At 48.5% G+C, this 22,160-nt stretch carries 43 protein-coding genes, 2 tRNA genes and 2 pseudogenes; 26 read left to right on the top strand and 21 right to left on the bottom strand.

What is annotated here, in order from left to right:
* Positions 1–71 precede the first annotated feature (71 nt).
* The 18 genes and pseudogenes from ACH0WD_RS06975 to ACH0WD_RS06890 all read right to left on the bottom strand — a co-directional run bounded on the left by ACH0WD_RS06975 (position 72) and on the right by ACH0WD_RS06890 (position 6,806).
* Complete coding sequence (locus tag ACH0WD_RS06975) at positions 72–410, bottom strand: DUF551 domain-containing protein (protein ID WP_023241396.1); 339 nt, start codon at positions 408–410, stop codon at positions 72–74.
* On the bottom strand, positions 407–1,039 hold the full coding sequence (locus ACH0WD_RS06970; protein ID WP_223601994.1) for a hypothetical protein: 633 nt from the start codon (positions 1,037–1,039) through the stop codon (positions 407–409). Before ACH0WD_RS06970 ends, ACH0WD_RS06975 begins: the two co-directional genes overlap by 4 nt.
* Positions 1,036–1,245 carry a hypothetical protein gene (locus ACH0WD_RS06965; protein ID WP_080177709.1) on the bottom strand — a complete coding sequence of 70 codons (210 nt, stop codon included), beginning with the start codon at positions 1,243–1,245 and terminating at the stop codon, positions 1,036–1,038. Before ACH0WD_RS06965 ends, ACH0WD_RS06970 begins: the two co-directional genes overlap by 4 nt.
* A gap of 13 nt (positions 1,246–1,258) precedes the next feature.
* Positions 1,259–1,711, bottom strand: a pseudogene (locus ACH0WD_RS06960) (hypothetical protein); the annotation flags it as partial.
* A gap of 1 nt (position 1,712) precedes the next feature.
* The gene (locus tag ACH0WD_RS06955; protein ID WP_080177707.1) at positions 1,713–2,204 is read right to left on the bottom strand and encodes an ead/Ea22-like family protein; all 492 of its coding nucleotides are present in this window, start codon (positions 2,202–2,204) and stop codon (positions 1,713–1,715) included.
* Positions 2,191–2,445, bottom strand: coding sequence for a hypothetical protein (locus tag ACH0WD_RS06950; protein WP_080177706.1), 255 nt, complete (start codon positions 2,443–2,445; stop codon positions 2,191–2,193). Before ACH0WD_RS06950 ends, ACH0WD_RS06955 begins: the two co-directional genes overlap by 14 nt.
* Positions 2,438–2,749: a hypothetical protein gene (locus tag ACH0WD_RS06945; protein ID WP_080177705.1), complete on the bottom strand. Its 312-nt coding sequence runs from the start codon at positions 2,747–2,749 to the stop codon at positions 2,438–2,440. Before ACH0WD_RS06945 ends, ACH0WD_RS06950 begins: the two co-directional genes overlap by 8 nt.
* On the bottom strand, positions 2,746–3,339 hold the full coding sequence (locus ACH0WD_RS06940; protein ID WP_023241393.1) for a DUF2737 family protein: 594 nt from the start codon (positions 3,337–3,339) through the stop codon (positions 2,746–2,748). The genes ACH0WD_RS06945 and ACH0WD_RS06940 overlap by 4 nt, the downstream gene beginning before the upstream one ends.
* A 10-nt stretch (positions 3,340–3,349) precedes the next feature.
* On the bottom strand, positions 3,350–3,643 hold the full coding sequence (locus ACH0WD_RS06935) for a phage anti-RecBCD protein (RefSeq protein WP_016049833.1): 294 nt from the start codon (positions 3,641–3,643) through the stop codon (positions 3,350–3,352).
* A gap of 46 nt (positions 3,644–3,689) precedes the next feature.
* The gene (locus ACH0WD_RS06930; RefSeq protein ID WP_001253476.1) at positions 3,690–3,974 is read right to left on the bottom strand and encodes a sigma-70 family RNA polymerase sigma factor; all 285 of its coding nucleotides are present in this window, start codon (positions 3,972–3,974) and stop codon (positions 3,690–3,692) included.
* A complete protein-coding gene (locus ACH0WD_RS06925; RefSeq protein WP_023241392.1) occupies positions 3,974–4,681 on the bottom strand; it encodes a Rad52/Rad22 family DNA repair protein in 708 nt (235 codons plus the stop codon). The genes ACH0WD_RS06930 and ACH0WD_RS06925 overlap by 1 nt, the downstream gene beginning before the upstream one ends.
* Positions 4,678–4,821, bottom strand: coding sequence for a hypothetical protein (locus ACH0WD_RS06920; protein ID WP_000902089.1), 144 nt, complete (start codon positions 4,819–4,821; stop codon positions 4,678–4,680). The genes ACH0WD_RS06925 and ACH0WD_RS06920 overlap by 4 nt, the downstream gene beginning before the upstream one ends.
* Positions 4,811–4,999 carry a DUF5444 family protein gene (locus ACH0WD_RS06915; RefSeq protein ID WP_000156731.1) on the bottom strand — a complete coding sequence of 63 codons (189 nt, stop codon included), beginning with the start codon at positions 4,997–4,999 and terminating at the stop codon, positions 4,811–4,813. The genes ACH0WD_RS06920 and ACH0WD_RS06915 overlap by 11 nt, the downstream gene beginning before the upstream one ends.
* Entirely contained in the window at positions 4,980–5,138 is a 159-nt protein-coding gene (locus ACH0WD_RS06910; RefSeq protein ID WP_000141641.1) for a protease FtsH-inhibitory lysogeny factor CIII, read from the bottom strand. Before ACH0WD_RS06910 ends, ACH0WD_RS06915 begins: the two co-directional genes overlap by 20 nt.
* A 207-nt stretch (positions 5,139–5,345) precedes the next feature.
* The gene (locus tag ACH0WD_RS06905; protein WP_023241391.1) at positions 5,346–5,519 is read right to left on the bottom strand and encodes a hypothetical protein; all 174 of its coding nucleotides are present in this window, start codon (positions 5,517–5,519) and stop codon (positions 5,346–5,348) included.
* Positions 5,519–5,797 (bottom strand): hypothetical protein, encoded by a 279-nt coding sequence (locus ACH0WD_RS06900; protein WP_001748038.1) that lies wholly within the window; start codon positions 5,795–5,797, stop codon positions 5,519–5,521. The genes ACH0WD_RS06905 and ACH0WD_RS06900 overlap by 1 nt, the downstream gene beginning before the upstream one ends.
* 33 nt (positions 5,798–5,830) lie before the next feature.
* On the bottom strand, positions 5,831–6,370 hold the full coding sequence (locus tag ACH0WD_RS06895) for a pentapeptide repeat-containing protein (protein WP_308303720.1): 540 nt from the start codon (positions 6,368–6,370) through the stop codon (positions 5,831–5,833).
* Positions 6,371–6,443: 73 nt separating this feature from the next.
* Entirely contained in the window at positions 6,444–6,806 is a 363-nt protein-coding gene (locus ACH0WD_RS06890) for a hypothetical protein (RefSeq protein ID WP_023241436.1), read from the bottom strand.
* Between the two features lie 403 nt (positions 6,807–7,209).
* On the opposite strand from ACH0WD_RS06890, the gene ACH0WD_RS06885 reads away from it, so the two are divergent.
* Positions 7,210–7,413, top strand: coding sequence for a hypothetical protein (locus tag ACH0WD_RS06885; protein ID WP_000834165.1), 204 nt, complete (start codon positions 7,210–7,212; stop codon positions 7,411–7,413).
* A 38-nt stretch (positions 7,414–7,451) separates the two neighbouring features.
* On the opposite strand, the gene ACH0WD_RS06880 is transcribed toward ACH0WD_RS06885, so the two are convergent.
* From ACH0WD_RS06880 to ACH0WD_RS06870, 3 genes are all read right to left on the bottom strand, one after another.
* Positions 7,452–7,697 carry a hypothetical protein gene (locus ACH0WD_RS06880; protein WP_023213376.1) on the bottom strand — a complete coding sequence of 82 codons (246 nt, stop codon included), beginning with the start codon at positions 7,695–7,697 and terminating at the stop codon, positions 7,452–7,454.
* A 90-nt stretch (positions 7,698–7,787) separates the two neighbouring features.
* Positions 7,788–8,027 carry a hypothetical protein gene (locus ACH0WD_RS06875; protein WP_149023095.1) on the bottom strand — a complete coding sequence of 80 codons (240 nt, stop codon included), beginning with the start codon at positions 8,025–8,027 and terminating at the stop codon, positions 7,788–7,790.
* Positions 8,024–8,677, bottom strand: a complete 654-nt coding sequence (locus ACH0WD_RS06870; RefSeq protein WP_023241112.1) for a LexA family transcriptional regulator — start codon at positions 8,675–8,677, stop codon at positions 8,024–8,026. The genes ACH0WD_RS06875 and ACH0WD_RS06870 overlap by 4 nt, the downstream gene beginning before the upstream one ends.
* 109 nt (positions 8,678–8,786) lie before the next feature.
* Here ACH0WD_RS06870 and ACH0WD_RS06865 point away from each other — a divergent pair, with 109 nt between their 5' ends.
* From ACH0WD_RS06865 to ACH0WD_RS06745, 25 genes and pseudogenes are all read left to right on the top strand, one after another.
* Positions 8,787–8,996, top strand: coding sequence for a helix-turn-helix transcriptional regulator (locus ACH0WD_RS06865; protein WP_001059982.1), 210 nt, complete (start codon positions 8,787–8,789; stop codon positions 8,994–8,996).
* Between the two features lie 133 nt (positions 8,997–9,129).
* Positions 9,130–9,420: a CII family transcriptional regulator gene (locus tag ACH0WD_RS06860; protein WP_000424138.1), complete on the top strand. Its 291-nt coding sequence runs from the start codon at positions 9,130–9,132 to the stop codon at positions 9,418–9,420.
* Between the two features lie 20 nt (positions 9,421–9,440).
* Complete coding sequence (locus ACH0WD_RS06855; RefSeq protein ID WP_000166968.1) at positions 9,441–9,602, top strand: hypothetical protein; 162 nt, start codon at positions 9,441–9,443, stop codon at positions 9,600–9,602.
* Complete coding sequence (locus tag ACH0WD_RS06850) at positions 9,589–10,410, top strand: replication protein (RefSeq protein WP_023241434.1); 822 nt, start codon at positions 9,589–9,591, stop codon at positions 10,408–10,410. Before ACH0WD_RS06855 ends, ACH0WD_RS06850 begins: the two co-directional genes overlap by 14 nt.
* On the top strand, positions 10,407–11,783 hold the full coding sequence (locus ACH0WD_RS06845; protein ID WP_023241433.1) for a replicative DNA helicase: 1,377 nt from the start codon (positions 10,407–10,409) through the stop codon (positions 11,781–11,783). The genes ACH0WD_RS06850 and ACH0WD_RS06845 overlap by 4 nt, the downstream gene beginning before the upstream one ends.
* A gap of 72 nt (positions 11,784–11,855) precedes the next feature.
* Complete coding sequence (locus ACH0WD_RS06840) at positions 11,856–12,062, top strand: hypothetical protein (protein ID WP_112922110.1); 207 nt, start codon at positions 11,856–11,858, stop codon at positions 12,060–12,062.
* 17 nt (positions 12,063–12,079) lie between these two features.
* A complete protein-coding gene (locus ACH0WD_RS06835; protein WP_001518144.1) occupies positions 12,080–12,343 on the top strand; it encodes a hypothetical protein in 264 nt (87 codons plus the stop codon).
* Positions 12,344–12,345: 2 nt separating this feature from the next.
* The gene (locus tag ACH0WD_RS06830; RefSeq protein ID WP_112922111.1) at positions 12,346–12,552 is read left to right on the top strand and encodes a hypothetical protein; all 207 of its coding nucleotides are present in this window, start codon (positions 12,346–12,348) and stop codon (positions 12,550–12,552) included.
* An 8-nt stretch (positions 12,553–12,560) separates the two neighbouring features.
* The gene (locus tag ACH0WD_RS06825) at positions 12,561–12,971 is read left to right on the top strand and encodes a recombination protein NinB (protein WP_172480781.1); all 411 of its coding nucleotides are present in this window, start codon (positions 12,561–12,563) and stop codon (positions 12,969–12,971) included.
* On the top strand, positions 12,968–13,150 hold the full coding sequence (locus ACH0WD_RS06820) for a NinE family protein (protein ID WP_172480780.1): 183 nt from the start codon (positions 12,968–12,970) through the stop codon (positions 13,148–13,150). Before ACH0WD_RS06825 ends, ACH0WD_RS06820 begins: the two co-directional genes overlap by 4 nt.
* Entirely contained in the window at positions 13,147–13,317 is a 171-nt protein-coding gene (locus ACH0WD_RS06815; protein WP_062946370.1) for a protein NinF, read from the top strand. The genes ACH0WD_RS06820 and ACH0WD_RS06815 overlap by 4 nt, the downstream gene beginning before the upstream one ends.
* A complete protein-coding gene (locus ACH0WD_RS06810; RefSeq protein WP_001089628.1) occupies positions 13,310–13,546 on the top strand; it encodes a hypothetical protein in 237 nt (78 codons plus the stop codon). The genes ACH0WD_RS06815 and ACH0WD_RS06810 overlap by 8 nt, the downstream gene beginning before the upstream one ends.
* On the top strand, positions 13,527–13,997 hold the full coding sequence (locus tag ACH0WD_RS06805) for a hypothetical protein (protein WP_023241429.1): 471 nt from the start codon (positions 13,527–13,529) through the stop codon (positions 13,995–13,997). The genes ACH0WD_RS06810 and ACH0WD_RS06805 overlap by 20 nt, the downstream gene beginning before the upstream one ends.
* On the top strand, positions 13,985–14,167 hold the full coding sequence (locus tag ACH0WD_RS06800) for a hypothetical protein (protein WP_015995309.1): 183 nt from the start codon (positions 13,985–13,987) through the stop codon (positions 14,165–14,167). The genes ACH0WD_RS06805 and ACH0WD_RS06800 overlap by 13 nt, the downstream gene beginning before the upstream one ends.
* Positions 14,164–14,928, top strand: coding sequence for an antitermination protein (locus tag ACH0WD_RS06795; RefSeq protein WP_023241428.1), 765 nt, complete (start codon positions 14,164–14,166; stop codon positions 14,926–14,928). The genes ACH0WD_RS06800 and ACH0WD_RS06795 overlap by 4 nt, the downstream gene beginning before the upstream one ends.
* 152 nt (positions 14,929–15,080) lie before the next feature.
* Positions 15,081–15,155, top strand: a tRNA-Asn gene (locus ACH0WD_RS06790).
* 5 nt (positions 15,156–15,160) lie between these two features.
* A tRNA-Thr gene (locus tag ACH0WD_RS06785) sits at positions 15,161–15,236 on the top strand.
* 245 nt (positions 15,237–15,481) lie between these two features.
* Positions 15,482–15,685: a phage holin family protein gene (locus tag ACH0WD_RS06780; RefSeq protein WP_000286100.1), complete on the top strand. Its 204-nt coding sequence runs from the start codon at positions 15,482–15,484 to the stop codon at positions 15,683–15,685.
* Positions 15,663–16,160 (top strand): lysozyme, encoded by a 498-nt coding sequence (locus ACH0WD_RS06775; RefSeq protein ID WP_023241427.1) that lies wholly within the window; start codon positions 15,663–15,665, stop codon positions 16,158–16,160. The genes ACH0WD_RS06780 and ACH0WD_RS06775 overlap by 23 nt, the downstream gene beginning before the upstream one ends.
* An 88-nt stretch (positions 16,161–16,248) precedes the next feature.
* Positions 16,249–16,686, top strand: coding sequence for a lysis protein (locus ACH0WD_RS06770; RefSeq protein ID WP_023241426.1), 438 nt, complete (start codon positions 16,249–16,251; stop codon positions 16,684–16,686).
* Positions 16,687–16,881: 195 nt separating this feature from the next.
* Positions 16,882–17,379: pseudogene (locus tag ACH0WD_RS06765) on the top strand (KilA-N domain-containing protein).
* A 648-nt stretch (positions 17,380–18,027) separates the two neighbouring features.
* Positions 18,028–18,459 carry a terminase small subunit gene (locus tag ACH0WD_RS06760; protein ID WP_000147264.1) on the top strand — a complete coding sequence of 144 codons (432 nt, stop codon included), beginning with the start codon at positions 18,028–18,030 and terminating at the stop codon, positions 18,457–18,459.
* The gene (locus tag ACH0WD_RS06755) at positions 18,443–19,762 is read left to right on the top strand and encodes a PBSX family phage terminase large subunit (RefSeq protein ID WP_000445802.1); all 1,320 of its coding nucleotides are present in this window, start codon (positions 18,443–18,445) and stop codon (positions 19,760–19,762) included. Before ACH0WD_RS06760 ends, ACH0WD_RS06755 begins: the two co-directional genes overlap by 17 nt.
* 132 nt (positions 19,763–19,894) lie before the next feature.
* Positions 19,895–21,247 carry an anti-CBASS protein Acb1 family protein gene (locus tag ACH0WD_RS06750; protein ID WP_000130171.1) on the top strand — a complete coding sequence of 451 codons (1,353 nt, stop codon included), beginning with the start codon at positions 19,895–19,897 and terminating at the stop codon, positions 21,245–21,247.
* Positions 21,201–22,160 carry a phage minor head protein gene (locus ACH0WD_RS06745; protein ID WP_023230828.1) on the top strand — a complete coding sequence of 320 codons (960 nt, stop codon included), beginning with the start codon at positions 21,201–21,203 and terminating at the stop codon, positions 22,158–22,160. Before ACH0WD_RS06750 ends, ACH0WD_RS06745 begins: the two co-directional genes overlap by 47 nt.

Raw genomic sequence — 22,160 nt, 5'->3', positions numbered from 1 at the left:
GATGACAACGTAACATTGATTGGAGATTAACAATAGATTGCTGATGTAAAAGATATGTATAAGCTTCGCTATCAAAGGGGAGGATCTGGTAGCTGCATCCAGTGGCTTACACCGATAATTTCCATACCCTCCCAATAGTCAAAGAACCCATCATCGTCGTATGTAGCAACGAACATCCCCTGACCCAGACATTTTCCGGTAAAAATTGCGATGGGTTTAGATTCATCATTATCCGGCATTCGCTCACTACAGCTTATCCAACCATCCTGAGTTACCGGAGAGTTGCCAGCCTGAATTATCGCTGCGCGAACTGTGCGTGCAATTCGTTCACGTAACTGCTGTGTGCCGTGATACTCAATAGCAATATCACGCAGCTCGTTAACCAGTTCTCGGATTTGATTCTCTTTCACGATTTACCTCCGTTGAGCATGGCAGCGCGACAGGCGTTCCATGCTCTCATTGCAAGAGTTGCCCGGTCCTCCTTCGCCATTCCGTTGATTTGCACAAAGTTGCAGGCGGTGGAAAAGTTCATTTCTTCAGGCACTACCGGCACTGGCTGCTCTTTGAATTCGTCGGCATAACGAATAACCCGGTCAATGAGACGCTGTATCCAGCGATCTATCTGGAAATTAAACTCTTCCTTTGATTCAGGTAACGCAACACCAACAACACCCAACGCCTTGTCCAGATTTTTAGGGATAAATTCTTTGTCTACCGACACTGGCTGGGCGTGACGATAGAGCGGGACATCTCCCACTATGTATTTCGGTCCTATCACTCCTGTTTCACCACAATAAACCTCCGCAAGATCACCCTCGCTCGTCCACGCTACCGGCTCCGCGTCCAACGATGCCAGTGCGATACGCGCCAGTTCACGCACAACTTCCGGCGGCGCGTAACGGTCATTCAGGTCATCCCACAGGCGTAGCATGTTATCGCTACCAGGGTGAACATCCTCGTTAGTTCCGGCAAGCGCACTAATAACCTCATCGGCTGCCTCAATAATTTTCAGAGCTTGTTCTCTGGTAATAGTGGTCATTTTTTAATCCTCAAAACTTTATGCCCGGGCGCAAAAGCACGCGTTTTGTCTTTGCTTATTCGCCAGCCATCCTTGCGCGCCTCTTTTGCACAGCCAGCCCATGACGTACCTATATACTCACCGAAGTCTGGCACTGGATATACACCTTCCGTACACTGGCGGCAGTCACAATAGAGATGCATTGTGTAACTTGCGGCAATAGCCATATCACCCTCCTTTACCCTGAAGCATGGCGTCGCTCCGCTCTATACCATCCAGCGCGATTCGCAGTGCCTGAATTGTGGTAGTGCTATCGTTTGGGGCTATTCCATATCGCTCGAATACAGCGATATGACCGCGCATAATCTCAGGCGTAAGCTCTTTATAAGCATAAGCAAGAGACTCTGATGCATTATCCGGCACAACCGACGCATGCGCGGCAGCATAAACAGGAATAACGTCCGCTTGCTCTTTATTGCTTTCATCCGTTAAAGCCCAGAATAATTTCCCGGCCGGATGCTTGAAAATATAAGCAATTGGTTCTGCACTATCAGCTTCGCGCCGCTTCTGTAGCTCTGCTGCCATCGCTCTCACGACTTCAACTGGTGCCCTTGCAGCAAACTCTATGTTGGTGATCAGCTCATTAAGATATTGCTCGCCTGGATACTGTTTCTTATCGGTTATAGTGGTCATATCACTCTCCTTTGATGCGAATGCCAGCGTCAGACATCATATGCAGATACTCAACTGCATCCTGAACCCATTGACCGCCAATCCCGTAATAGCGATGCGTAATGATGTCGATAGTTACTAACGGGTCTTGTTCGATTAACTTCCGCAGAAACTCTTCTGGGTCACCAGTGCAGTGCTTGATGACAGGAGTTTTCCCAGGATGGCGAACAACAAGAAACTGATTTCCGACTTCACGGACTTCGTTGCTTTCCAGTTCTGCAATGCGCTTTTTTGCTGTTTCCAGCTCGCCCAGCAGCGCTAAGACGGTAGCCGGATTGGCTGCGGCGATGAATCGCTTATTGGAGCGATTATCTGGTCCTGAGCATGAAGCTATGTAGTAATTGGCATTCAGCCCGGCATCAGCGATTACCCCATAGTGGTCATCAGTACACCATTCGCCTGGTGTTGCATTTTCTGCTGTCTCACGCAGTGCCTGGTAATTAATTTCGCTCACTGGTTGCCTCCTGCTTTTCTGCCTTCAACACCATGCGAGAACCATCATCCAGCTTCCACGCGATCTCACCACCTTCAGCCATGACCAGTCGCCACACCAATTGAGCAGCCTCATTGGTAACATCACGACCTGGATCATTGCCAACGCGCATACGTCCACCTTCAACATCGCGCATTTTTGCCAGCATGATAGTTTTTGATAGCGGTGAAAAACCAAGCTGTAGTCGTGCTGAATTACTCACTGGCTGCCTCCTTTGCTGGGCTTTCTAACTTCTGAGTGGTTGTATCAAACTCAAACAACTTAACCACGTCATCAAACAGGACATAATCGCCATCAGAATCTTCAGTCATGTCAGCGCCACAATCCTGACCGCACGAGTCACAACCATCCATATCAAGCTCGTATCGCTTCAGGTTTGCGATATTTGATAAATTCAGCGCCAGTACAGCAAGGTCATAAACCTCATCAGCGGTATACCCGGCACCATGCCCATACATTTCAATACGGGATATTATTTCTTCTACACGTTGTTTTGTGATCGTCATTTTTGCTCACCTCCCTGTTCTTCCAGAAAAATACGCATAGACTCAAGCATCTCTTCGGTGTCATACGGTGACAACTTGTCACGCAGGATGTGTTCAATGCTGTTAATGAACTTGCGGATTGCTTTGCGTTCAATTTCAGCCAGGAAAGCGTCGGTGGCTGGGGTTTCCGTGAAGTTGTCCTCCCAACCGTAGTACTCCTGACGACAGAAGTTATTAAATTCCTTCTCCGACTGTTTAAGCTCCGCATTCTCTGCTGCCAGCGCCGAAAACTTCTCGTGTGCCAACTTAACAGCTGCATCAGCCTGCTTAAGTGACTCCATTGCTTTATCGTTATCCGCCGCCAACGCCGCGTATTTATCCTCAAGCTCCGCATAATCACTATGACGCACCATATCAGTACAGAATGATTCTCCTGTTATTGGTGGTGATAACTGGTCACTGACAATTGTGTATATTTTCACTTCTTTCACTGATGGAAAACTCTTTCTCGCCAGCATTTCTTCGCGTGGAATATCGTTAATGGGCTTGAAGCGGTGTCGAATAATCATTTCCGATGGAAGGATTCCGGGGTCGTAGGACAAACCTCTCATGATGAATTCCTCAGTTATTGCTGGTAGCGCCGTAACGCGAACGGTAATTTTTAAGGCGCGGGTCTATTTCAATGAATTGGGTGTAAGTGGCTTTGCGGAATGGCCGGATGGATGTCTGGTAAATTCGTTCGCGCTCTTCTTTCTCTGCAAGCCATATACAGTGGCGAAATTCCTTTTCCTCTTTCGTTTCCTGCGGTAGCGACATTATCAAGTCGTAGTTTTTTCTGAATTTATCCAGCACCTCCGAGACGGAATTGCCGGAACAGCGGCGCGGGTCATCCGCACCATACAAAGGCGCTGGCATAATTTACTCCAGGGTAGGTTATCCGAATAATGTGGTACGTATAGGGTTATTTCTTTCGTAAACGTGATAGCCTGCTTTTTACCGACTCTTCACTTCGCCCGAGAATTTTTGCTACATTTCTTTGTGTATAGCCTGATGAGATAAGCGTCTGCATTCTTTTGTCTTCGTCGTCGCTCCATCTTGGCTTAACGAATGCCGTTTTTAATGACAGTTTTTTTGCTATGTAATAAAACTGATTTATGTTTAGGCCCAGATGTTCTGCTGCACGGCAAGCTACCATGCGACCGCAAACTGACTCCATCTCAGCTGGAGTTATGTTTAATCTTCTCATTAAGCCACCTGTTTAAGCTCATTTATTCTGATATTCATTACCTGAACGCATTTATCCTGCGCCTCCTCGTTGCCAGCCAATAATTGCCAGTCATGCTGATAACGCTCGATGAGTTTTTTCTTATCAGTTTCTTTCGAAGCATAATCGCTGAAGTCTTTCAGGATTTGTTCGCAGTCAACCGATGGAGATTTCTGGTTGGTATTTTCTGGTGATGGTTGATTGCATAATGCTGGCATGGCCCAGTCCGGCAGCGATGGAGGGAGCCAGTAAAATCCTGTTCCATCCTTCAGTTTGGCCCTGTGCCATCCTTGTTTCTTATCACTGGATATCTGCGCAAAACCTTCCTCAAGGTTATACAGATACCGACCAATTCCCCACTGAACGGCAGCACGCTTCATTGCGCCGGAGCGACCACCTTTGACGGCTTCTACCTGTGTGTTTTCAGCAGCATCCCATTTAGTTACCCATTCGGAATCAATCTTGATTGATATGCCGCATTCAACGCCACCGTTGTTGGGAATATCGCGGTATTCATTGCGCCATCCTGCTTTGCCGCAAACATCGTCCAGGCGTTTCATGATTGCCCTGTTTGTGACATAAGCCAGCACCAAAGCCCACACTTTGCCATCGCGTGTTTTACCGCTTTGCTGTATTCGCCACTCAATATCTTCAGCTGCGAACGGTTCATCTAACTGATCCAGATTCATGAGTAATACCCCGCAAATTCATCCCAGCTAATAACCGGATTCTGCCGTTCTGCGGCTAAGTTAATTTGCTGCTCCACTTCCTCATCAATTTCAGGAGAAATGAGAGCAATAAATTCTTCATCATCAAAATCATGCAACATGACGCGCCTCCCATTCTTCGTCCTGCCACTTATCCCAACCAAGAGCTATTCCGGCAGCCCATGTATACGCATCAGACATTCCCTGTTTTGTATCCGGAAATACTTTCTCATATAGCTTGTTGAACTCCCTGTTTCCTTGCTGAACAAGAATTGTTCCATTAACAGGCGTAATGGTCATGGCGCGGCACTCCTGGCTGATTAAGAATTTCACCGAGACGTTTCCATCCGGCCCGTAATTTTCTGGTTATACGCTCTAAAAGTGATTCATTAAGTTGGGCGATACCCATGACGGCACCGCCCGCGATAGCAAATGTCATCGTGGGATTCTCCATTTTTATTTATTGGTATAGCGAAAACGCCTCGATATGAAGCGCTGTGGATATGCGATAAAAAAGCCGCCCTGACTACGAGCGGCAAATAACATCAAGGGATGATTTTTCGATTAACCAGAACGAGTCGTCGTCCTCGTTTGGTTACGAGCGATATTGCTCACAATGACCACTATTAAAATGGTCATTAGGTGCTTATTCGCTATCTTCCTCGCCAACTACGTAATATCCATATCCGCAATAATTCAGGAACTCTTCGTGTGCTGCGTCTGCAATTTCCTCATCCGTTGCATCATCATCGACTTCAATGTCTACAACCTCATTAGCGCCAACCCATGACGTTTCAATTGTCACTCTTACTGTTTTCATCACTCCTCCCCAAGAGCCTTGCTGATGGCTGAGCGAGCTTTTCTCTCAGCGTTTGAAATATCTTTAGAACTACCATTTGACCAGGAGTTGAGAAGCAATTGTAGCGCTTCCAATAACTCCGGAGCTGCTGCTATCAAGTGTGCATTGGCCTCACATTCAGCTACGCGATTTTCGTCATGGGTCATGATAAAACCAAGCTGCAACCCAGCTCTATCTTGCCTGCAAATGCGTACATCCTTTCCGCTCCAAGGACCTGGCGTACCTTTAAACTTTTTCATATTCACCTCTGTGTCTCGCTGCCAAAAATACGCTTACTCAGTTACTTCATCTGCATATTCTTTACTTGTTAACCAATCCGGGCGTTCACCTTTACCAATATAGAAGTCGATAATGTCCAGAAGACGTGGATAAAATTTAAGAGCTTTACGACCATCCATCTCAGCAATTTCCTGCTTACTATATTTTCTCCATTCCTCAACTGTGTGGTTCTGGCATCCTGCTCGTACATATTCACCGTTCGTTATACTTATGAAGTATTTCTCACCCAGGATTACGAAAGTTAGATCAGGCAGGTCGGCACCGCGCAGGTCGGCATCGCGCAGGTTGGCACCGCACAGGTTGGCATCGCGCAGGTTGGCATCGCGCAGGTTGGCATCGCGCAGGTTGGCACCGCGCAGGTTGGCATCGCGCAGGTTGGCACCGCGCAGGTTGGCACCGCACAGGTTGGCACCGCACAGGTCGGCATCGCGCAGGTTGGCACCGCGCAGGTTGGCTCTCGATCCGCTCTCACGCATTGAGGTAATCCACACCTTGTGCTCTTCAAGAATCTTCGATAAATCTGCTGAATTCATGTTGTTATTCCTTAAATTTTGGCAATAAAAAAGGCCGCATTGCGACCTGATTAGATGATTGCTGCCTGAATAATTATCTAGCGGTAATTTGCCCACACTTACGATGACCAGCCGCGTAAAGTGCTACGTCTGGAAGACATACACCGGTTTCTGGTGGTTTATGTCCAAACTCATTTGCGTACACAATGGCTGCCCGCTCCAGATTGCGTCTGTATTCTTCCAGTTGCCAGAATGCATCTTTCGCCATGAACTGAAGTGATTTTGCGTCTTCAATGCGTTTTGGCGTTTCGTGTTTTCCTTTGGCCTGAATCTGCGCACGGCTAAGAGTAGGGCGGTGCATTACTTCTGAGCTTGCCGTTACCGCATTCTGAAGCGCTGCACGGCGTTCACGACGCCGACCTGCTGCTGAGCCATTGAAAGCTGTTCTGCGTGTCATATAGACCTCCTGATGAACTTTGGTGATGTGGTGGATGGAGTCGAACCATCTTCCATCGGTGCGATGCCGATTGGGTTACGCGCGCCTTGTGGTTAGTTATCTAGAATCTTCACCGCAAAACTATTCCCTAGCTCGCCGTTAAGCTTCACCACATCCCAAAGCTCACTTTGGTTATCAGGCTTTTCAGCCTCGTAGATTCATCACTGAATCGTTGTATGTTCACCGTCCTGGTGAGTAGTGCGTCCTGCTGATGTGCTTAGTATACGTATAGTAAACATCATTTCAAATACATTTTGTATCCTCGTGGTTGTTTTGTTTACATTGTGTTGATTTTTAAAGTGATTTATTTTTATAAGTCGCCTATGCCATACTGTTCTGAACAAAAAACGAGCGAGGAATCAGTGTGAAAAGTGAGGATGAGTTCTTTGCGGAGCTTCACCCGCAAGTGGTTGAGGTTCTCGGTACTGCGCTGATGCAGGTACTGGTAGAGCAGCGCGAACCTTCGCGTGAAGCTTTGATAGAAATGATTCAGGTACTGTGGCAGGAAGAGGATGTGGACTTGGCCGTAGAACTGGCTATTGATGTTCTGACACTGCCGAAAGAGTAGGGGAAAGAAAACCCGGCGCTGTGGCCGGGTTGGGTTAGTTAAGCCTGATACGCCATCTTGTACGCTTCAAAAGCATCCTTATGACGAACAGTTCCTGCTTGGCTTTCTGGCAGATCGGCCAGAATAGAATCGTCGTTGCACATTGGAATTCCCTTAGCCTTTAGCTCCATTGCGAGCTCGAATGCGCATCCTGGGCATTTGTGGCGTCCGGTATTTCCTTGGTTTTCTGGGAGAGAAGTAAAGCGAGGGTCATAGCGATGGTCTTTCTTACAGATATGCTTCATTCTGATACCTTCTAAAAAAGATGGCATCGAATGCTTTACAGGGGAAAACGCTTGAGGTAATCTCCCCAATCGAGATCTCAAGAAAACATTCTAGCCAGTGTTTTTGTGGGCCCAGAAGGTTGCCGCCTTCTGGGCCTTTCCATTGTTGGCGAACAGAAAAAGATCGCACAACAGCGGGATCCTACCCAGGATAAATAAAAACTTCAACAAATTGATCGGCTTATAGCTGAGTTTTTTTACACCTGTAATTCCATCCAATAAAAAAGGCCGCATTTCTGCGACCTGTTCCACACAACCACCATCCCCCAAACATCCCTTATCCATCATCACCCGAATATCTCATCAGGCCATTGGCTGGCTACAACCTTACCTACAACCCTGCATTGTTCGTTACATGGCATTATTGGGAACTGAGGGTTTAGCGGTTGTAAGAATACTTGTCCGCTGTCTTTGATGAGCTTCTTAAAAGTGAACTCATCACCACATAACCTTGCAATACAAAAATCGCCTGGGTCTACAGGATCTTCTGGGTCTACAAGAATCAGCATTCCTTCAGGAAAGCTTGGTCGTGATCCCGCTGGAGCCGTCATTGAGTGGCCTTCAACTTCAAGCCAAAAAGATGAATCACTGGCTTTTTTGGTCGTACTAATCCAGCATTCTGCATCTCTCTCGGTGAATGTGCGAAATTCTGGGGTAAACATTCCAGCCTGAACATGAGAGAAGAATGGGTATTCAAATTGAGGTTTAACAGGCTTTTGTTCTGTTGATTCGCCAACGCTAAAGGTTCCGTCAGCGTTGAACCTCACGTCTGTAACGCCAAGATATTGAAAAATTGCTCCAATTTCTTGTATTGATGGGTTCCTTCTTCCGTTAAGCCAATGACTAACAGCACCTTTGGTTACACCAAGGTGTTCAGCAACTTTATCCTGATTCAATCCAAGCTGATCAATCCTTTGCTTCGCTATGTCATACCAGTTCATTTTCATCCTTAAATTATACAATTTGTATCAAACAAGAACAGTCACAACTCGTAAACTCTGTATTGCGATATTGAATACGATGTGTATACTATTTGGTAGGGAGGAGCCTATGAATAATATTCGCAATTTTCGCGAGCGCTTCGGTTTAACGCAGGAAGATCTTGCGAAAGTACTCGGTTGTACGCGTGGTGCAGTTTGTCATTACGAGACAGGCAGAAGGGGAATGGACATCAATCTTTGTCGTGCTTTTATCAATGCGTTCAAAGAATACGGTTACGAACTAACCATAGACGATCTTTTTCCACCAAAGGCTGCGTAAGCAACACCACTTCCAACAACGGACATTCGTCCTACGTCGCTGAAAAGCGAACTCCAGATAACAAATCAACCACAGGTTTATGCGCCAGTGTGCATAGCCACAACTAACTATTAACTACAGGAAATACTAAGTAATGGAACTCACAAATCACAGCAAAAAGATACGCGAAGTGGAAACAGAGCTTCGCGCCCGACTCGTATCAATGGGCCAGACAAATTTTGCAAAGATGGCGGGATGGTCTGATTCAAAAGTAAGCCGCCTGAACATTCAGGATATGGCGGTGACGTTCGTTCTTCTGGAGAAGGTATGGGAGACGAGCTTAATCAGGGAAGTGGCAAGGCAAGCGGTGGAAGCTGTGATGCCGAGAAATAAAAAACGCCCGGCGGCAACCGAGCGTTCTGACCAAATCCAGATGGATTTCTAAGGGCATCAGGAGAGGTAATTATGACAAAACGTAGTAAGAAATACCAGGAAAAAGAAGAGATTCGACATCCTGATTCACCTGAGGGATTAGTGGTAGCCGCAGCAAATAACAGGGCGTTCGCAGAGCGCCTTGTTGGTGTTTACAGACTAGCCAAAGCAGGAGTGAAACATGGGCGTCGTTAAGTTAGCTGATTACAGGCCTCAACTGGAGGTCGTGGAGCATCGCGTGGCAGATACCGAAGATGGTTTCATGCGCGTTGCTAACGAGATTACCGACAGTCTGCTGATGGCTGATTTAACCGTCCGGCAGCTGAAGGTGATGCTCGCTATCATGCGCAAGACATACGGATTCAATAAGCCGATGGATCGACTCACAAACACGCAGATAGCAGCCATGACAGGTATTCATCACACTCATGTTTGCGCTGCCAAGCGCCAGCTTATCGAGCGTAAATTCCTCATTGCTGATGGCGTGAAAATCGGAGTGAACAAGGTGGTTTCTCAGTGGATTAGCCAGGACAGCTTAACATTAGCTAAAGCAGCTAATAAAACATTAGCCAAGTCGGCTAATGGGTATAAGCCAAGTCAGCTAAACACAAAAGACAATATACAAAAGACAATAAATACAAATACCCCCTTACCCCCTAACGGGGGCGGCGATGGGCAGGTTAAACCTGAACGTCGCAAGGCAGAACGAATCGACTATGAATCCTTCCTGAACGCCTACAACACCGAAGTCGGTGACAGACTTCCACATGCTGTTGCGGTCAACGAGAAACGCAAACGTCGCCTGAAGAAAATCATCCCGCAACTGAAAACGCCAAACGTGGACGGTTTCAGAGCGTATGTCAGGGCGTTTGTGCATCAGGCCAAGCCGTTTTACTTCGGAGACAACGACACGGGCTGGACGGCAGATTTTGATTACCTGCTGAGGGAAGATTCGTTAACGGGAGTACGGGAAGGGAAGTTTGCAGACAGGGGGATTGCATGAGACAGGATATCGAAGCGAGCGTTATCGGTGGCCTGCTGATTGGTGGATTAACTCCAACCGCCAGTGACGTTCTGGCAACGCTTGAGCCGGAAGCGTTTTCAATTCCGCTCTACAGGAAAGCCTTCGAAGTTATCCGTAAGCAGGCGAGAAACAGAAACCTAATCGACGCGCTGATGGTTGCCGAGGCGTGCGGAGAGGAGCATTTCACGTCAATCCTGATGACCAGTAAGAACTGCCCGAGTGCCGCAAACCTGAAGGGATATGCCGGAATGGTCGCGGATAACTATCACCGCCGTCTAGTGCTGGAAATCATGGATGAAATGCGTGAACCAATTCAGAGCGGAACCATCGATACATCGAGTCAGGCGATGGATGAACTTGTAAAGCGTCTTTCAGCCATCAGAAAGCCCCGTGACGAGGTTAAACCTGTACGGTTAGGGGAAATCATCACTGACTACACTGACACGCTTGACAGGCGTCTGAGGAACGGAGAAGAGTCAGATACCCTGAAGACCGGAATCGACGAACTTGACGCCATCACCGGAGGGATGAACGCAGAAGACCTGGTGATAATCGCTGCTCGTCCTGGTATGGGGAAAACCGAACTGGCGCTGAAGATTGCCGAAGGCGTTGCAAGCCGCGTTATTCCTGGTTCTGACATCCGGCGCGGAGTGTTGATTTTCTCGATGGAAATGAGCGCATTGCAGATTGCAGAGCGAAGCATTGCCAACGCCGGGAGGATGTCGGTTAGCGTGCTGCGAAATCCTGCATCGATGGATGACGAAGGCTGGGCGCGCGTTGCTAACGGCATGAGTCAGCTTGCAGATTTGGATGTATGGGTAGTCGATGCCTCGCGGTTATCGGTCGAAGAAATACGCTCAATCGCAGAACGGCACAAACAGGAAAATCCAAACCTGTCACTCATCATGGCGGATTATCTTGGCCTGATTGAGAAGCCGAAAGCAGACCGCAACGACCTCGCAATTGCTCACATCTCCGGAAGCCTGAAGGCGATGGCGAAAGACCTGAAAACGCCTGTTATCTCCCTGAGTCAGCTTTCACGCGATGTTGAGAAGCGACCAAACAAACGCCCGACAAACGCAGATTTGCGTGATTCAGGAAGCATTGAACAGGACGCAGACTCAATCATCATGCTCTATCGGGAAGCGGTATATGACGAGAGCAGTAGCGCCGCGCCATTTGCTGAAATCATCGTGACGAAAAACCGTTTTGGCTCGCTTGGTACGGTTTACCAGCGGTTCTGTAACGGACACTTTGTTGCATGTGACCAGGATGAAGCCAGACAGATTTGCACAGCATCAAATGCACCTGCTGCGCGTGGCAGACGATATGCACAAGGGGCTGACGTATGACCATCTACATCACTGAGCTAATAACAGGCCTGCTGGTAATCGCAGGCCTTTTTATTTGGGGGAGAGTAAATCGTGGCTGAGTTTATGCTCGTCGCACTCAAATGCGTTGGCGTTGGATGGATTCTTCTGACGTTTTTTATTGTTCTGCATAGCTACATTCGTCTTGTGAATGACGGTAAAGACCCATGGTATACGTTGTTTGGCGCTGCATTTGTCTGGGTGATTATCGGTGTTATGCCTGTCTCTGTAGCAAAAATGGCGTGGCGTTTTGTGAGTTGAACTGAGGGTAAGTATCGATGGACGAATCAAGAAAGCAGTTTGAAGAATGGTTTGAAAATTACACCGGATGTGATCCTAAAAATAAAATATACGCCAATATGGTTGAGATGTATTGGCAAGCGTGGCAGGCATCGCGAGCAGCTATCGAGATTGAGCTGCAAAAGCCAAAGAAAGGCCCACTTCCCGGTGATTATCACATTGGCTATGACTCAGGTGCAGAATCGCAATACGAAAGCGATGTAGAGGCTATCCGCGCCGCTGGAATCAAAGTGAAGGAGTGAGTATGACAAATCAGCAGCAAATAGAGTTCATCCTTGAGCAGATCCGAAAAATGCGAGAAAAGAACCAGCCAGACATGATGGAAATATGGAGACGCCAGCAGGAAGAATACCGCAAGCATATTTTTGGTGAGAGAAAACAGGATGACTGGAGCCTATATGGCTATGGTACCAGGACAAATAAAAACGGATATAGCCTTTACAAATATTGAGGAATTCCATGAAACAGACAATTTTCCTCAGGAGTAAGCAACAACAGCAAGCCGCAATCAACGCCATCCTCGCAACACCACTCGATAAAGACAAGCCAGTTACCATCCGCATTACTGACTACAAGCGCAATCTTGACCAGAACGCAAAATTTCACGCGATGGTCGCAGATATCGCTAGGCAAGCTCAGTGGCGCGATAAATGGTTAAAACCAGAACAATGGAAGGTTTTGTTGATCAGCGGTCATGCAGTGGCAACAAAGCAGGAAGCTGATGTTTTGCCCGGGCTTGAAGGCGAATACGTCAACATTCGCGAAAGCAGCGCGCAGATGAGTGTGAAGCGTATGGCAAGTCTTATCGAGTACACAACAGCCTGGGCTATTGGTCATGGTGTCAGATTTACCGACAGGAGGTACGAATGAGACGACAGCGACGAAGTATCACCGACATCATCTGCGAAAACTGCAAATACCTTCCAACGAAACGATCCAGAAATAAACGCAAGCCAATCCCAAAAGAATCTGACGTAAAAACCTTCAACTACACGGCTCACCTGTGGGATATCCGGTGGCTTAGAGAACGCGAGAGGAAAACAAGGTGATTGACCCAAATCGAAGTTACGAACAAGAAAGCGTCGAGCGGGCTTTAACGTGCGCTAACTGCGGTCAGAAGCTGCATGTGCTGGAAGTTCACGTTTGTGAGCACTGTTGCGCAGAACTGATGAGCGATCCGAATAGCTCGATGCACGAGGAAGAAGACGATGAATAGCGTCAAGCCATATTCACCGAGGGAGCAGGATTACATCAGGCGCGTCGCCGGTAAGGTTCCGGCAGAAGTAATGGCGGCGGCACTTGGCAGAACCAGAAACAGCCTGGTTAACTGGGCTAATCGACATGGAATAAGCCTGAGGGTTCCTTACGGAATACTTAAAAAGCACTGGCCTGAATATGCTGAAAAAATGACAAAAGGGGGACGCAATGGCACTAAAGAGAGATAAGTTTGATGACGTTTTCTCCCAACTGGTGAGGGAGCGAACGGACTGGATCTGCGATTACTGCGGACGAACATTCCACCACGAAAGACAAAAACTCCACTGCTCCCACTTCAAATCCCGACGACACAAAGCAACCCGATACCATCCCTATAACGCCTTCGCCCACTGCATTGGCTGTCACCGAAAACTCGAAGAGGACCCATACGAATTCACCGCGCATGCGGAGATTGTCTATGGGGAGATGACAATAGAGCGTGTAGCGCGTCTGGCGTGCATTCCTGTGCGCTTAAAGCCTTGGCAGATGGATGAGCTATACCAGCACATGAAGAGCGAACTGAAGCGGTTACAGGAGCTAAGGGCGCATGGTGTTACAGGGCGCATCGATTTCACATTGCCAGACTGGTATCAGGACGGAATTCAACTCCGCATGGGGGAATCTCAATGTGCAGCATAACCAGCATTAACCAGGCAAAACAGCAGCGTGAACGTGACGAAGCTGAATTGCGCAGCGTCAGAGAGATGACGGAGCAACACCAGAAGGCGATGGATTATCTGCATGAGCGAGAGCGTGAACTGGTGAACCGGCTTGGATTGAACAAGCCAGCGGGAGGCGATGCTGCATGAATTTGGAAAATGTAGTGAAGTTTCACTTCGCAAAATCTACTCAGATAAACGATATCCCTCGCGCAACAGCTTCAGAAACGTTAACTGGCACTGATGTTATGGCAGCTATGGGTATGACTCAAAGTCGCGCATCGTTAGGTTACAGCGCGTTTCTTGGGAAGATGGAAATCAGCAGCAATGACCGTGAGAAAGCTATTGAACTGCTGACCCAATATGCACTTGAGCACTGCGATAAGGTCGCCGCCTTACGTAAGCTCGAAAACGATATTAAGCCAAAGGTAATGCAAGTGCTCGCAACATTCGCATTTGCTGATTACTCACGTAGCGCTGCCAGTACGCGAACCTGTGACTGCTGTGGTGGAAAGAAGTTTATCGATGCTGAAGTCATGACGATGAAAAGCATCGGAAAACCATATCTGGAAGAGCGTAAAGAGACGGTTAAAGTTCTGTGCCGCAAATGCAAAGGGAAGGGGGTGCTTACCAACGCTTGCCAATGCAATGGCAAAGGCGTAGTGGTAGACAAAGAGAAAACTATTCTACAAGGTGGCGTTCCTGCGTATAAAACCTGCGGACGCTGTAATGGGCGTGGATATGCTCGTCTTCTGCCTGATAGCGTTCGAAAATACATCTGCGCAACGGTGATTGATGTTCCTGAAACCACATGGCGCAGGTCTTACAAGGACTTCTTCGAAAGCTTGGTAGGTGAGTGCATTAAGCAGGAGGAATATGCAAATCAGATGTTGAGTAAAGTCACACAGTGATAAATATTTTCTACTAAAAAGACGTTCTGTAGAATGTGTTCTTTACAAAGTGGCGATTTTTGTTTAATATCGTTTCTAACAGTAGAAATCCGTCCTTTGTTAAGGTGGATTTGAAAGTATGCCCTGCGGATTCCGTGGGGCTTTTTTATTTTGGGTCAGTCGTATAAAGGTCATTACGGAAGGCTGTTAACCTTCTTATCGTGGTTCGAGTCCACGCTGTCCCGCCAAACATGCTGGTTTAGCTCCAATGGTAGAGCAGTCGCCTTGTAAGCGAATGGGTAGCGGTTCAAGTCCGTTAACCAGCACCATAACTGAGCCGTAGCCACTGGCTATCCTGAACTAATCAGTGATAGTTATGCTGCGGCCTTCTACACATGACCTTCGCGAAAGCGGGTGGCAAGAGGTTGCGATAACAACCTCCTGCCGTTTTGCCCGTGCATATCGGTCACGAACAAATCTGATTACTAAACACAGTAGCCTGGATTTGTTCTATCAGTAATCGACCTTATTCCTAATTCAATAGAGCAAATCCCCTCAATAAAGGGGGTAGAGCATGTACCGTATGGACAAAATAAGAGAATGGTTCAGTTACAGCTTCGGAGGACTGACTGCGATGGGTGGCATTCTCTCCCTGAATGACTGGGCTGTAATCATTGGTATTCTTTGTACTGTCGGCACATTTGGCATCAACTGGTACTACAAACGCAAAGAGCGTGAGGACAGATTGAATGGCAATGTCACCGGCACTACGAAATAGCGTAATAGCGGCGATAAGTGGCGGGGCTATTGCCATAGCATCTGTGTTAATCACTGGCCCCGGTGGTAACGATGGTCTGGAAGGTGTCAGATACAAACCATATAAGGACGTAGTAGGTGTATTAACTGTGTGTTATGGCCACACTGGAAAAGACATTATACCCGGTAAAACGTATACCGAGGCAGAATGCAAAGCCCTCCTGAATAAAGACCTCGCTACTGTCGCCAGACAAATTAACCCGTACATCAAAGTCGATATACCGGAAACAACGCGAGGCGCCCTTTACTCGTTCGTCTACAACGTGGGCGCAGGTAATTTCAGAACATCGACGCTTCTTCGCAAAATAAATCAGGGTGATATCAAAGGCTCATGTGATCAGCTACGTCGCTGGACATACGCTGGCGGTAAGCAATGGAAAGGGCTGATGACTCGCCGTGAGATTGAGCGTGAAGTCTGTTTGTGGGGGAAGCAATGAGCATGATTTGCTTTTTCATGGCAGCGTTGCTCGCATTTAATGGCAACGATGCGTGGCCGTGGTTTCTGGCCGTTGGGGTGTTGATGTCATGAGTCGGTTAACCGCAATCATCTGCGCTGTGGTTATTTGCCTGCTGGTTTCAATGGGGTGGGCTGTTAATCATTACCGTGATAACGCCATGACTTACAAAGATCAGCTCGACAAAGCCGCATCCATTATCGCTGACATGCAGAAGCGTCAACGTGATGTAGCAGAACTCGACGCCAGATACACAAAGGAGCTTGCTGATGCTAACGCGACTATCGAAAGTCTCCGCGCTGATGTTTCTGCTGGTCGTAAGCGCCTGCAAGTCTCCGCCACCTGTCCAAAGTCAACGTCCGGAGCCAGCGGCATGGGCAATGGAGAAAGCCCAAGACTTACAGCAGATGCTGAACTCAATTATTACCGTCTCAGAAGTGGAATCGACAAAATGACCGCGCAGGTTAACTACCTGCAGGAGTATGTCAGGACTCAGTGCCTGAAATGATTCGTCAACCAATAAACAGAACAGCCTGACTTCGGTCAGGCTTTTTTATACCCAAATTTCACCGCGCATTCTCGTGCGCATATCAACCAAGAGCCTTTCGGGGTAGAGCTTGAGATAGGGTAGTGGTAACGCTGACCGCTCTTGGGCTGCCCGTATCTACGAGAACAGGCTCAACCACCAAAAGGTATCAGCGAAATGAAATCATTAACCCTCTTCAATCAACCAATCCGTGTCGGGGAAGACGGCATGATCTGCCTCACCGATATGTGGAAAGACAGTGGCAAAAGTGATGCTGAATCTCCGTACCACTATCTGCGAAACAAGCAGACCAAGGAGTTCCTGGCCGAATTGAAGAAAAACCACGAATCTGTGGTTTTAACGACGCGCGGCGTACACGGCGGAACCTATGGCGGGAAATTTGTTGCTTACGATTATGCGGCCTGGTTAAACCCCGGGTTCAAGTACGCGGCCTATAAAGTCCTCGATGACTACTTCACCGGGGAGCTTCATCATCGCAACAGCTTAAGTGCGCAGCTCAACATGAAATGTCATGAGTTTGACCAGAAGAAAGACATGGCGAGCTTCTGCGGACAAGGCCTCGCGGCATAGCGCTACACGAAACCTGGTTTGATCGCTGAGATTAACACCCTGGCTAACCAGCTGCAGATTACGATCCCCGGGCTGCCAGGATGAGTAATCGCGTCATTGAATGCGCCTCCAGAGCGGGGCGCGACTTCTCAGAGTTCATGAAAGGCGAGAAGGGCATGATGGAAGCGTTGGCCTCGGTGGATTAGTTTGGCGAGCAGCTGCGCCTCAACGGCTGTGTCAATCATCACTTTGTCAGCTACATGATGCGGAACTCGATCATGCAGGCATTCATGGACATGGCAAAAGCCGAGAAGAAAGAAGAGCGCCGGCGTAAGCGAGCGGAAGCAAAAGCGAAGTAGCCATTACAAAGCCCATCAACGGGTGGGCTTGATAATGAAACCGGAATTTATTCTGGGTCACCAATTAGCAGCAGTACCGCGAAACAACCCAAGCCAGTAAGTGGGGTAAATAACAGCGTTGTATCGTCGCAGTATCATCGCATTAACAATGACCGCAGCCCTTAATGGGAGCTCCTTCTGCGTGAGTGTGCAATGATAATCAATAACGATGCATACCGGGGTTTGCAGCTTTTTCGATGGCTGGTTTATCCCTCATTGCTCGCCATCTCGATGCGGGGGTAGAAGAAATCGAGAGTGTTTTACAGAGCTTTCTATCGTAAAGGCTCGATAAAGCAGAATATGTTTTATGTGTGCCTGTAGGCATGATACTCAATAACTAGTGGAATATTCCAATATGACAGGTCTGACAATTAAGCAAGAAGCTTTCTGTCAGGCATACATCGAAACGGGTAATGCTTCTGAGGCTTATCGGACGGCGTATGCTGCTGACAAGATGAAGCCGGAGGCAGTACATGTTCAAGCATGTAAGTTGCAGGATAACCCTAAGATAGCCCTAAGGATAAAAGAATTGAGGGGCGAGATTAAGCAACGCCATAACGTCACCGTCGATTCTCTCCTCGCTGAACTGGAAGAGGCCAGACAAAAAGCCTTAAGCGCCGAGACGCCACAATCATCTGCAGCTGTAGCGGCGACAATGGGCAAAGCTAAGCTGGTCGGCCTTGATAAGCAGATTATCGATCACACCTCATCTGATGGAACCATGGCAACGAAGCCAACCACTATTCGCCTGGTAGGAGTTGACCCAGCCAATGGAAAGCCAAGTTGACCTCCAGATACCTGCCAAGTTAGTTCCTGTATTCGCGACAGAAGGAGTCCGTTATCGTGGTGCTCACGGTGGACGTGGATCTGCTAAGACGCGTACTTTTGCACTAATGACTGCCGTCAAAGCGTATCAAGCGGCAGAAGCCAATATCAGTGGAGTTATCCTGTGCGCTCGAGAATACATGAACTCGCTGGAAGAATCCTCCATGGAGGAGGTAAAGCAGGCAATTCGCTCCGTGGCGTGGCTTGACGATTACTTCGACATTGGAGAGAAATACATCAGGACAAAGAACCGCAAGGTCAGCTATGTATTCTGCGGTCTTCGCCATAACCTAGACAGCATCAAATCAAAAGCGCGAATTCTTGTAGCCTGGGTTGACGAGGCCGAGTCTGTTTCTTCGACTGCGTGGAAAAAGCTTCGCCCGACCGTTCGTGAAGAAGGCTCAGAAATCTGGGTTACGTGGAACCCGGAGAAGGACGGCAGCGCCACCGACAAACTTTTCAGAAAGAATCCCCCAAAAAGCTCAATTATTGTCGAGATGAACTATGTTGACAATCCATGGTTCCCCGCGGTGCTTGAGGAAGAGCGACAGGAAGACCTGGCAAACCTTGATTACGCAGATTACGCGTGGATATGGGAGGGGGCTTACCTCGAAAACTCAGATAAGCAGGTGCTGGCTAACAAATACGTCGTGCAGAGCTTCGAAGACAATCTATGGAGGAAATCAGAGCGCTTGCTGTTCGGTGCTGACTTCGGATTCGCGAAAGACCCCAGCACGCTTATTCGCATGTTCATTCTGGATAACAACCTCTACATCGAATACGAGGCCTACGGCAATGGCGTAGAGCTCGACGATATGTGGAAGTTTTATGCAGGCAAAACCGATGCCACGCCGAAACAGCTTGAGGACTGGGAGGTCACTGACGATGCGAAATTCCCCGGTATCCCTGAAGCGCGTAAATGGCCCATCAAAGCCGACAACTCCAGGCCAGAAACTATCAGCCATATCAAAGGGCAGGGATTCAACATCTCAGCTGCTCAGAAATGGCAGGGTAGCGTAGAGGACGGCATCACTTTCCTACGTGGATTTAAGAAGATCATCATCCATCCTCGCTGCAAAGAAACAGCGAAAGAGGCGCGGCTTTACTCGTACAAAACAGACCGTATCACTGGCGAAGTCTTGCCGATTATCGAGGATAAGTACAACCACTGCTGGGATGGAATCCGATACGGTCTGGACGGGTATATCAAACGCAAACCTCAATCGATGGGGATGATGATTCCTAAGCGCCTTAGGGGGAAATAATCATGAAAAACAAATGCAAATGCCCTGGCTGCGAACGCAAAAGAAAAGGCGGGCCGGGTTATCAGCCATGTGCCACCAAATATCCTGCCAGGGGAATTGCTCCACCACCTAAACGACCATAACGGACAATCCATGACTGACAAATTAACACTAGCCGTCAATCACGCGCTGAATGACGTCAGGCTTGCTCGCGCCCGCATGGGGCTACTTTATCCTTCAATGGGTTTGGACGCTAAGCGTAATTCAGCCTGGTGCGAATACGGATTCAAAGAAGAATTAACCTTCGATGACCTTTACAAGCTCTACCGCCGCGGTGGTATAGCTCACGGTGCCGTAGAAAAGCTTGTTGGTAAATGCTGGCAGTCAAACCCTGAAATCATTGAGGGTGAAAAGTCAGATGAAACACGCATGGAAACGTCTTGGGAGTCCAAAACTAAGCAGGTTTTCACTAACCGACTTTGGCGCGCGTTTCTTGATGCTGATCGGCGACGTCTCGTTGGCCGCTATGCAGGAATTCTCCTGCATATTCGAGATAATAAAGCGTGGAATCTGGAACCAACGAAAGGGCGTGGTCTGGAAAAAGTAAGTATTGCATGGGCCGGTTCACTGAAAGTCAGCGAATGGCATGACGGAGTGGTTTCAAAGAATTATGGTCAGCCGAAGATGTGGCAGTACACAGAGATTCTACCCAATGGTTCCTCTCGCCGTGTCGACATCCACCCTGATCGAGTTTTCATTCTTGGTGACTATACAGACGATGCGATCGGTTTCCTTGAGCCTGCATACAACGCTTTTGTCAGTCTGGAGAAGGTGGAAGGTGGTTCCGGTGAGTCGTTCCTGAAGAACGCTGCACGCCAGCTTAACGTCAACTTTGAAAAGGAAATCGACTTCAATAATCTGGCGTCGCTGTATGGCGTGAGTATCGATGAGCTACAGGAAAAGTTTAACGAAGTTGCCGGGGAAATTAACCGGGGTAACGACGTGTTAATGACCACGCAGGGGGCGACAGTTACACCACTTGTCACTGCCGTAGCAGACCCAACAGCAACCTACGACGTTAACCTCCAGACAGCTTCCGCTGGCGTAGATATTCCGACTCGCATTCTCGTAGGTAATCAGCAGGCCGAGCGTTCCAGCACAGAGGACCAGAAGTACTTCAATGCTCGCTGCCAGTCCCGACGAGGCGAATTGTCATTCGAGATTGAGGACTTCTGCGACAAGTTGATTAACCTCGGCATTATCGACCAGATAGGCCATAAAACAGTTATTTGGGACGACCTTAATGCGCAAAGCGATAGTGAAAAACTGGATGCCGCGCAGAAGATGTCGCAGATAAACAGCGCATCATTAGCAACAGGCGAGCAGGTATTTACTGGTGAAGAGATTCGTGTGGCTGCCGGGTATGAGGGTTCACCTGAACCACTTCCGGAGATAGATGATGACGAAGAAGAAAGCGAAATCACCGATACTACCCGGAAACCTTAAAGACCCGACAGGCGCTGACCGCCTTGAGCGCGGAGCAATGAACGAGTTCGCCAGGCGAATGAAACGCATTGGCAAAGCCTACAAGGATATCCTCGACCGCATTCCTGCATCACCATCAGTAAACCAGCGCTACACCTTCGAACTCGACTCCACCCAGCTATCAATGCTCCTCAGCAATGCCTCATTGCTGGTGGATGAGATTCTGGGTGCGGATAACGAGACGGGGTTCTGGTTCTGGACTGATTACGTCAACCCGGCGTATCAGCGCGGCACGGCGCAGGAATTTGCCAATCTGGCGCAGCAGTCAGCCGTGTACGCGGCAGGACAGGAAAGCGTATCGGCAATCCTCCTGAGTGAGCCGTACCGCCGCAGACTAATTCTGGTTCGCGCTCGCACCTTTGAGGAAATGAAGAACATCAGTGCCACTGTTAAAGCCGATATGGCGAGGATACTGACCGATGGTCTCGGGCGCGGACAGAACCCTCTGGAGATAGCGAAGCGCATCACTGAGCAGACAGGTATTGAGTCTCGCCGGGCTAATCGTATTGCCCGGACGGAGATTACCACCGCGCTGCGCCGTGGTCGATGGGATGAATCAGATGAGGCAACGGAGCAATACGGGATACTCACCCGTCAACTGCATTTGTCAGCGCTCAGCACGACCACCAGGCAGTCTCACGCGTTACGACATGGAAAGCTCTACACAACGGAAGATGTGAGGGAGTGGTACAGCATCAATGGAAACGCAATCAACTGCAAATGCACTCAGGTATCTGTTCTCGTTGATGAGGCGGGAAATCCTCTTTACCCGAACGTTATCAACATGGCCAAAAAAAGGCTGGAGAAAGCGAAGCAGGCAGGACTGGTTCCCAATTATTCGCATTGCGGTTGTGGGCGCAAGCACGCTGCATAA

The organism is Salmonella sp. 2020_1395 (assembly GCF_043848115.1).
Taxonomy (GTDB): Bacteria; Pseudomonadota; Gammaproteobacteria; order Enterobacterales; family Enterobacteriaceae; genus Salmonella; species Salmonella enterica.
The sequence above is the reverse complement of the archived record's forward strand: the minus strand, read 5'-3'. Positions and strand labels throughout refer to the sequence as shown.

Excerpts from the sequence above, each read along its gene's own strand:
- ACH0WD_RS06970 (WP_223601994.1), bottom strand. The coding sequence starts at position 1,039 with ATGACCACTATTACCAGAGAACAAGCTCTGAAAATTATTGAGGCAGCC.
- ACH0WD_RS06965 (WP_080177709.1), bottom strand. The coding sequence starts at position 1,245 with ATGGCTATTGCCGCAAGTTACACAATGCATCTCTATTGTGACTGCCGC.
- ACH0WD_RS06945 (WP_080177705.1), bottom strand. The coding sequence starts at position 2,749 with ATGACGATCACAAAACAACGTGTAGAAGAAATAATATCCCGTATTGAA.
- ACH0WD_RS06940 (WP_023241393.1), bottom strand. The coding sequence starts at position 3,339 with ATGAGAGGTTTGTCCTACGACCCCGGAATCCTTCCATCGGAAATGATT.
- ACH0WD_RS06935 (WP_016049833.1), bottom strand. The coding sequence starts at position 3,643 with ATGCCAGCGCCTTTGTATGGTGCGGATGACCCGCGCCGCTGTTCCGGC.
- ACH0WD_RS06930 (WP_001253476.1), bottom strand. The coding sequence starts at position 3,974 with ATGAGAAGATTAAACATAACTCCAGCTGAGATGGAGTCAGTTTGCGGT.
- ACH0WD_RS06925 (WP_023241392.1), bottom strand. The coding sequence starts at position 4,681 with ATGAATCTGGATCAGTTAGATGAACCGTTCGCAGCTGAAGATATTGAG.
- ACH0WD_RS06920 (WP_000902089.1), bottom strand. The coding sequence starts at position 4,821 with ATGTTGCATGATTTTGATGATGAAGAATTTATTGCTCTCATTTCTCCT.
- ACH0WD_RS06915 (WP_000156731.1), bottom strand. The coding sequence starts at position 4,999 with ATGACCATTACGCCTGTTAATGGAACAATTCTTGTTCAGCAAGGAAAC.
- ACH0WD_RS06910 (WP_000141641.1), bottom strand. The coding sequence starts at position 5,138 with ATGACATTTGCTATCGCGGGCGGTGCCGTCATGGGTATCGCCCAACTT.
- ACH0WD_RS06905 (WP_023241391.1), bottom strand. The coding sequence starts at position 5,519 with ATGAAAACAGTAAGAGTGACAATTGAAACGTCATGGGTTGGCGCTAAT.
- ACH0WD_RS06900 (WP_001748038.1), bottom strand. The coding sequence starts at position 5,797 with ATGAAAAAGTTTAAAGGTACGCCAGGTCCTTGGAGCGGAAAGGATGTA.
- ACH0WD_RS06895 (WP_308303720.1), bottom strand. The coding sequence starts at position 6,370 with ATGAATTCAGCAGATTTATCGAAGATTCTTGAAGAGCACAAGGTGTGG.
- ACH0WD_RS06890 (WP_023241436.1), bottom strand. The coding sequence starts at position 6,806 with ATGACACGCAGAACAGCTTTCAATGGCTCAGCAGCAGGTCGGCGTCGT.
- ACH0WD_RS06880 (WP_023213376.1), bottom strand. The coding sequence starts at position 7,697 with ATGAAGCATATCTGTAAGAAAGACCATCGCTATGACCCTCGCTTTACT.
- ACH0WD_RS06870 (WP_023241112.1), bottom strand. The coding sequence starts at position 8,677 with ATGAACTGGTATGACATAGCGAAGCAAAGGATTGATCAGCTTGGATTG.
- ACH0WD_RS06865 (WP_001059982.1), top strand. The coding sequence starts at position 8,787 with ATGAATAATATTCGCAATTTTCGCGAGCGCTTCGGTTTAACGCAGGAA.
- ACH0WD_RS06860 (WP_000424138.1), top strand. The coding sequence starts at position 9,130 with ATGGAACTCACAAATCACAGCAAAAAGATACGCGAAGTGGAAACAGAG.
- ACH0WD_RS06855 (WP_000166968.1), top strand. The coding sequence starts at position 9,441 with ATGACAAAACGTAGTAAGAAATACCAGGAAAAAGAAGAGATTCGACAT.
- ACH0WD_RS06850 (WP_023241434.1), top strand. The coding sequence starts at position 9,589 with ATGGGCGTCGTTAAGTTAGCTGATTACAGGCCTCAACTGGAGGTCGTG.
- ACH0WD_RS06845 (WP_023241433.1), top strand. The coding sequence starts at position 10,407 with ATGAGACAGGATATCGAAGCGAGCGTTATCGGTGGCCTGCTGATTGGT.
- ACH0WD_RS06835 (WP_001518144.1), top strand. The coding sequence starts at position 12,080 with ATGGACGAATCAAGAAAGCAGTTTGAAGAATGGTTTGAAAATTACACC.
- ACH0WD_RS06830 (WP_112922111.1), top strand. The coding sequence starts at position 12,346 with ATGACAAATCAGCAGCAAATAGAGTTCATCCTTGAGCAGATCCGAAAA.
- ACH0WD_RS06825 (WP_172480781.1), top strand. The coding sequence starts at position 12,561 with ATGAAACAGACAATTTTCCTCAGGAGTAAGCAACAACAGCAAGCCGCA.
- ACH0WD_RS06820 (WP_172480780.1), top strand. The coding sequence starts at position 12,968 with ATGAGACGACAGCGACGAAGTATCACCGACATCATCTGCGAAAACTGC.
- ACH0WD_RS06810 (WP_001089628.1), top strand. The coding sequence starts at position 13,310 with ATGAATAGCGTCAAGCCATATTCACCGAGGGAGCAGGATTACATCAGG.
- ACH0WD_RS06805 (WP_023241429.1), top strand. The coding sequence starts at position 13,527 with ATGGCACTAAAGAGAGATAAGTTTGATGACGTTTTCTCCCAACTGGTG.
- ACH0WD_RS06800 (WP_015995309.1), top strand. The coding sequence starts at position 13,985 with ATGTGCAGCATAACCAGCATTAACCAGGCAAAACAGCAGCGTGAACGT.
- ACH0WD_RS06795 (WP_023241428.1), top strand. The coding sequence starts at position 14,164 with ATGAATTTGGAAAATGTAGTGAAGTTTCACTTCGCAAAATCTACTCAG.
- ACH0WD_RS06780 (WP_000286100.1), top strand. The coding sequence starts at position 15,482 with ATGTACCGTATGGACAAAATAAGAGAATGGTTCAGTTACAGCTTCGGA.
- ACH0WD_RS06775 (WP_023241427.1), top strand. The coding sequence starts at position 15,663 with ATGTCACCGGCACTACGAAATAGCGTAATAGCGGCGATAAGTGGCGGG.
- ACH0WD_RS06770 (WP_023241426.1), top strand. The coding sequence starts at position 16,249 with ATGAGTCGGTTAACCGCAATCATCTGCGCTGTGGTTATTTGCCTGCTG.
- ACH0WD_RS06760 (WP_000147264.1), top strand. The coding sequence starts at position 18,028 with ATGACAGGTCTGACAATTAAGCAAGAAGCTTTCTGTCAGGCATACATC.
- ACH0WD_RS06755 (WP_000445802.1), top strand. The coding sequence starts at position 18,443 with ATGGAAAGCCAAGTTGACCTCCAGATACCTGCCAAGTTAGTTCCTGTA.
- ACH0WD_RS06750 (WP_000130171.1), top strand. The coding sequence starts at position 19,895 with ATGACTGACAAATTAACACTAGCCGTCAATCACGCGCTGAATGACGTC.
- ACH0WD_RS06745 (WP_023230828.1), top strand. The coding sequence starts at position 21,201 with ATGACGAAGAAGAAAGCGAAATCACCGATACTACCCGGAAACCTTAAA.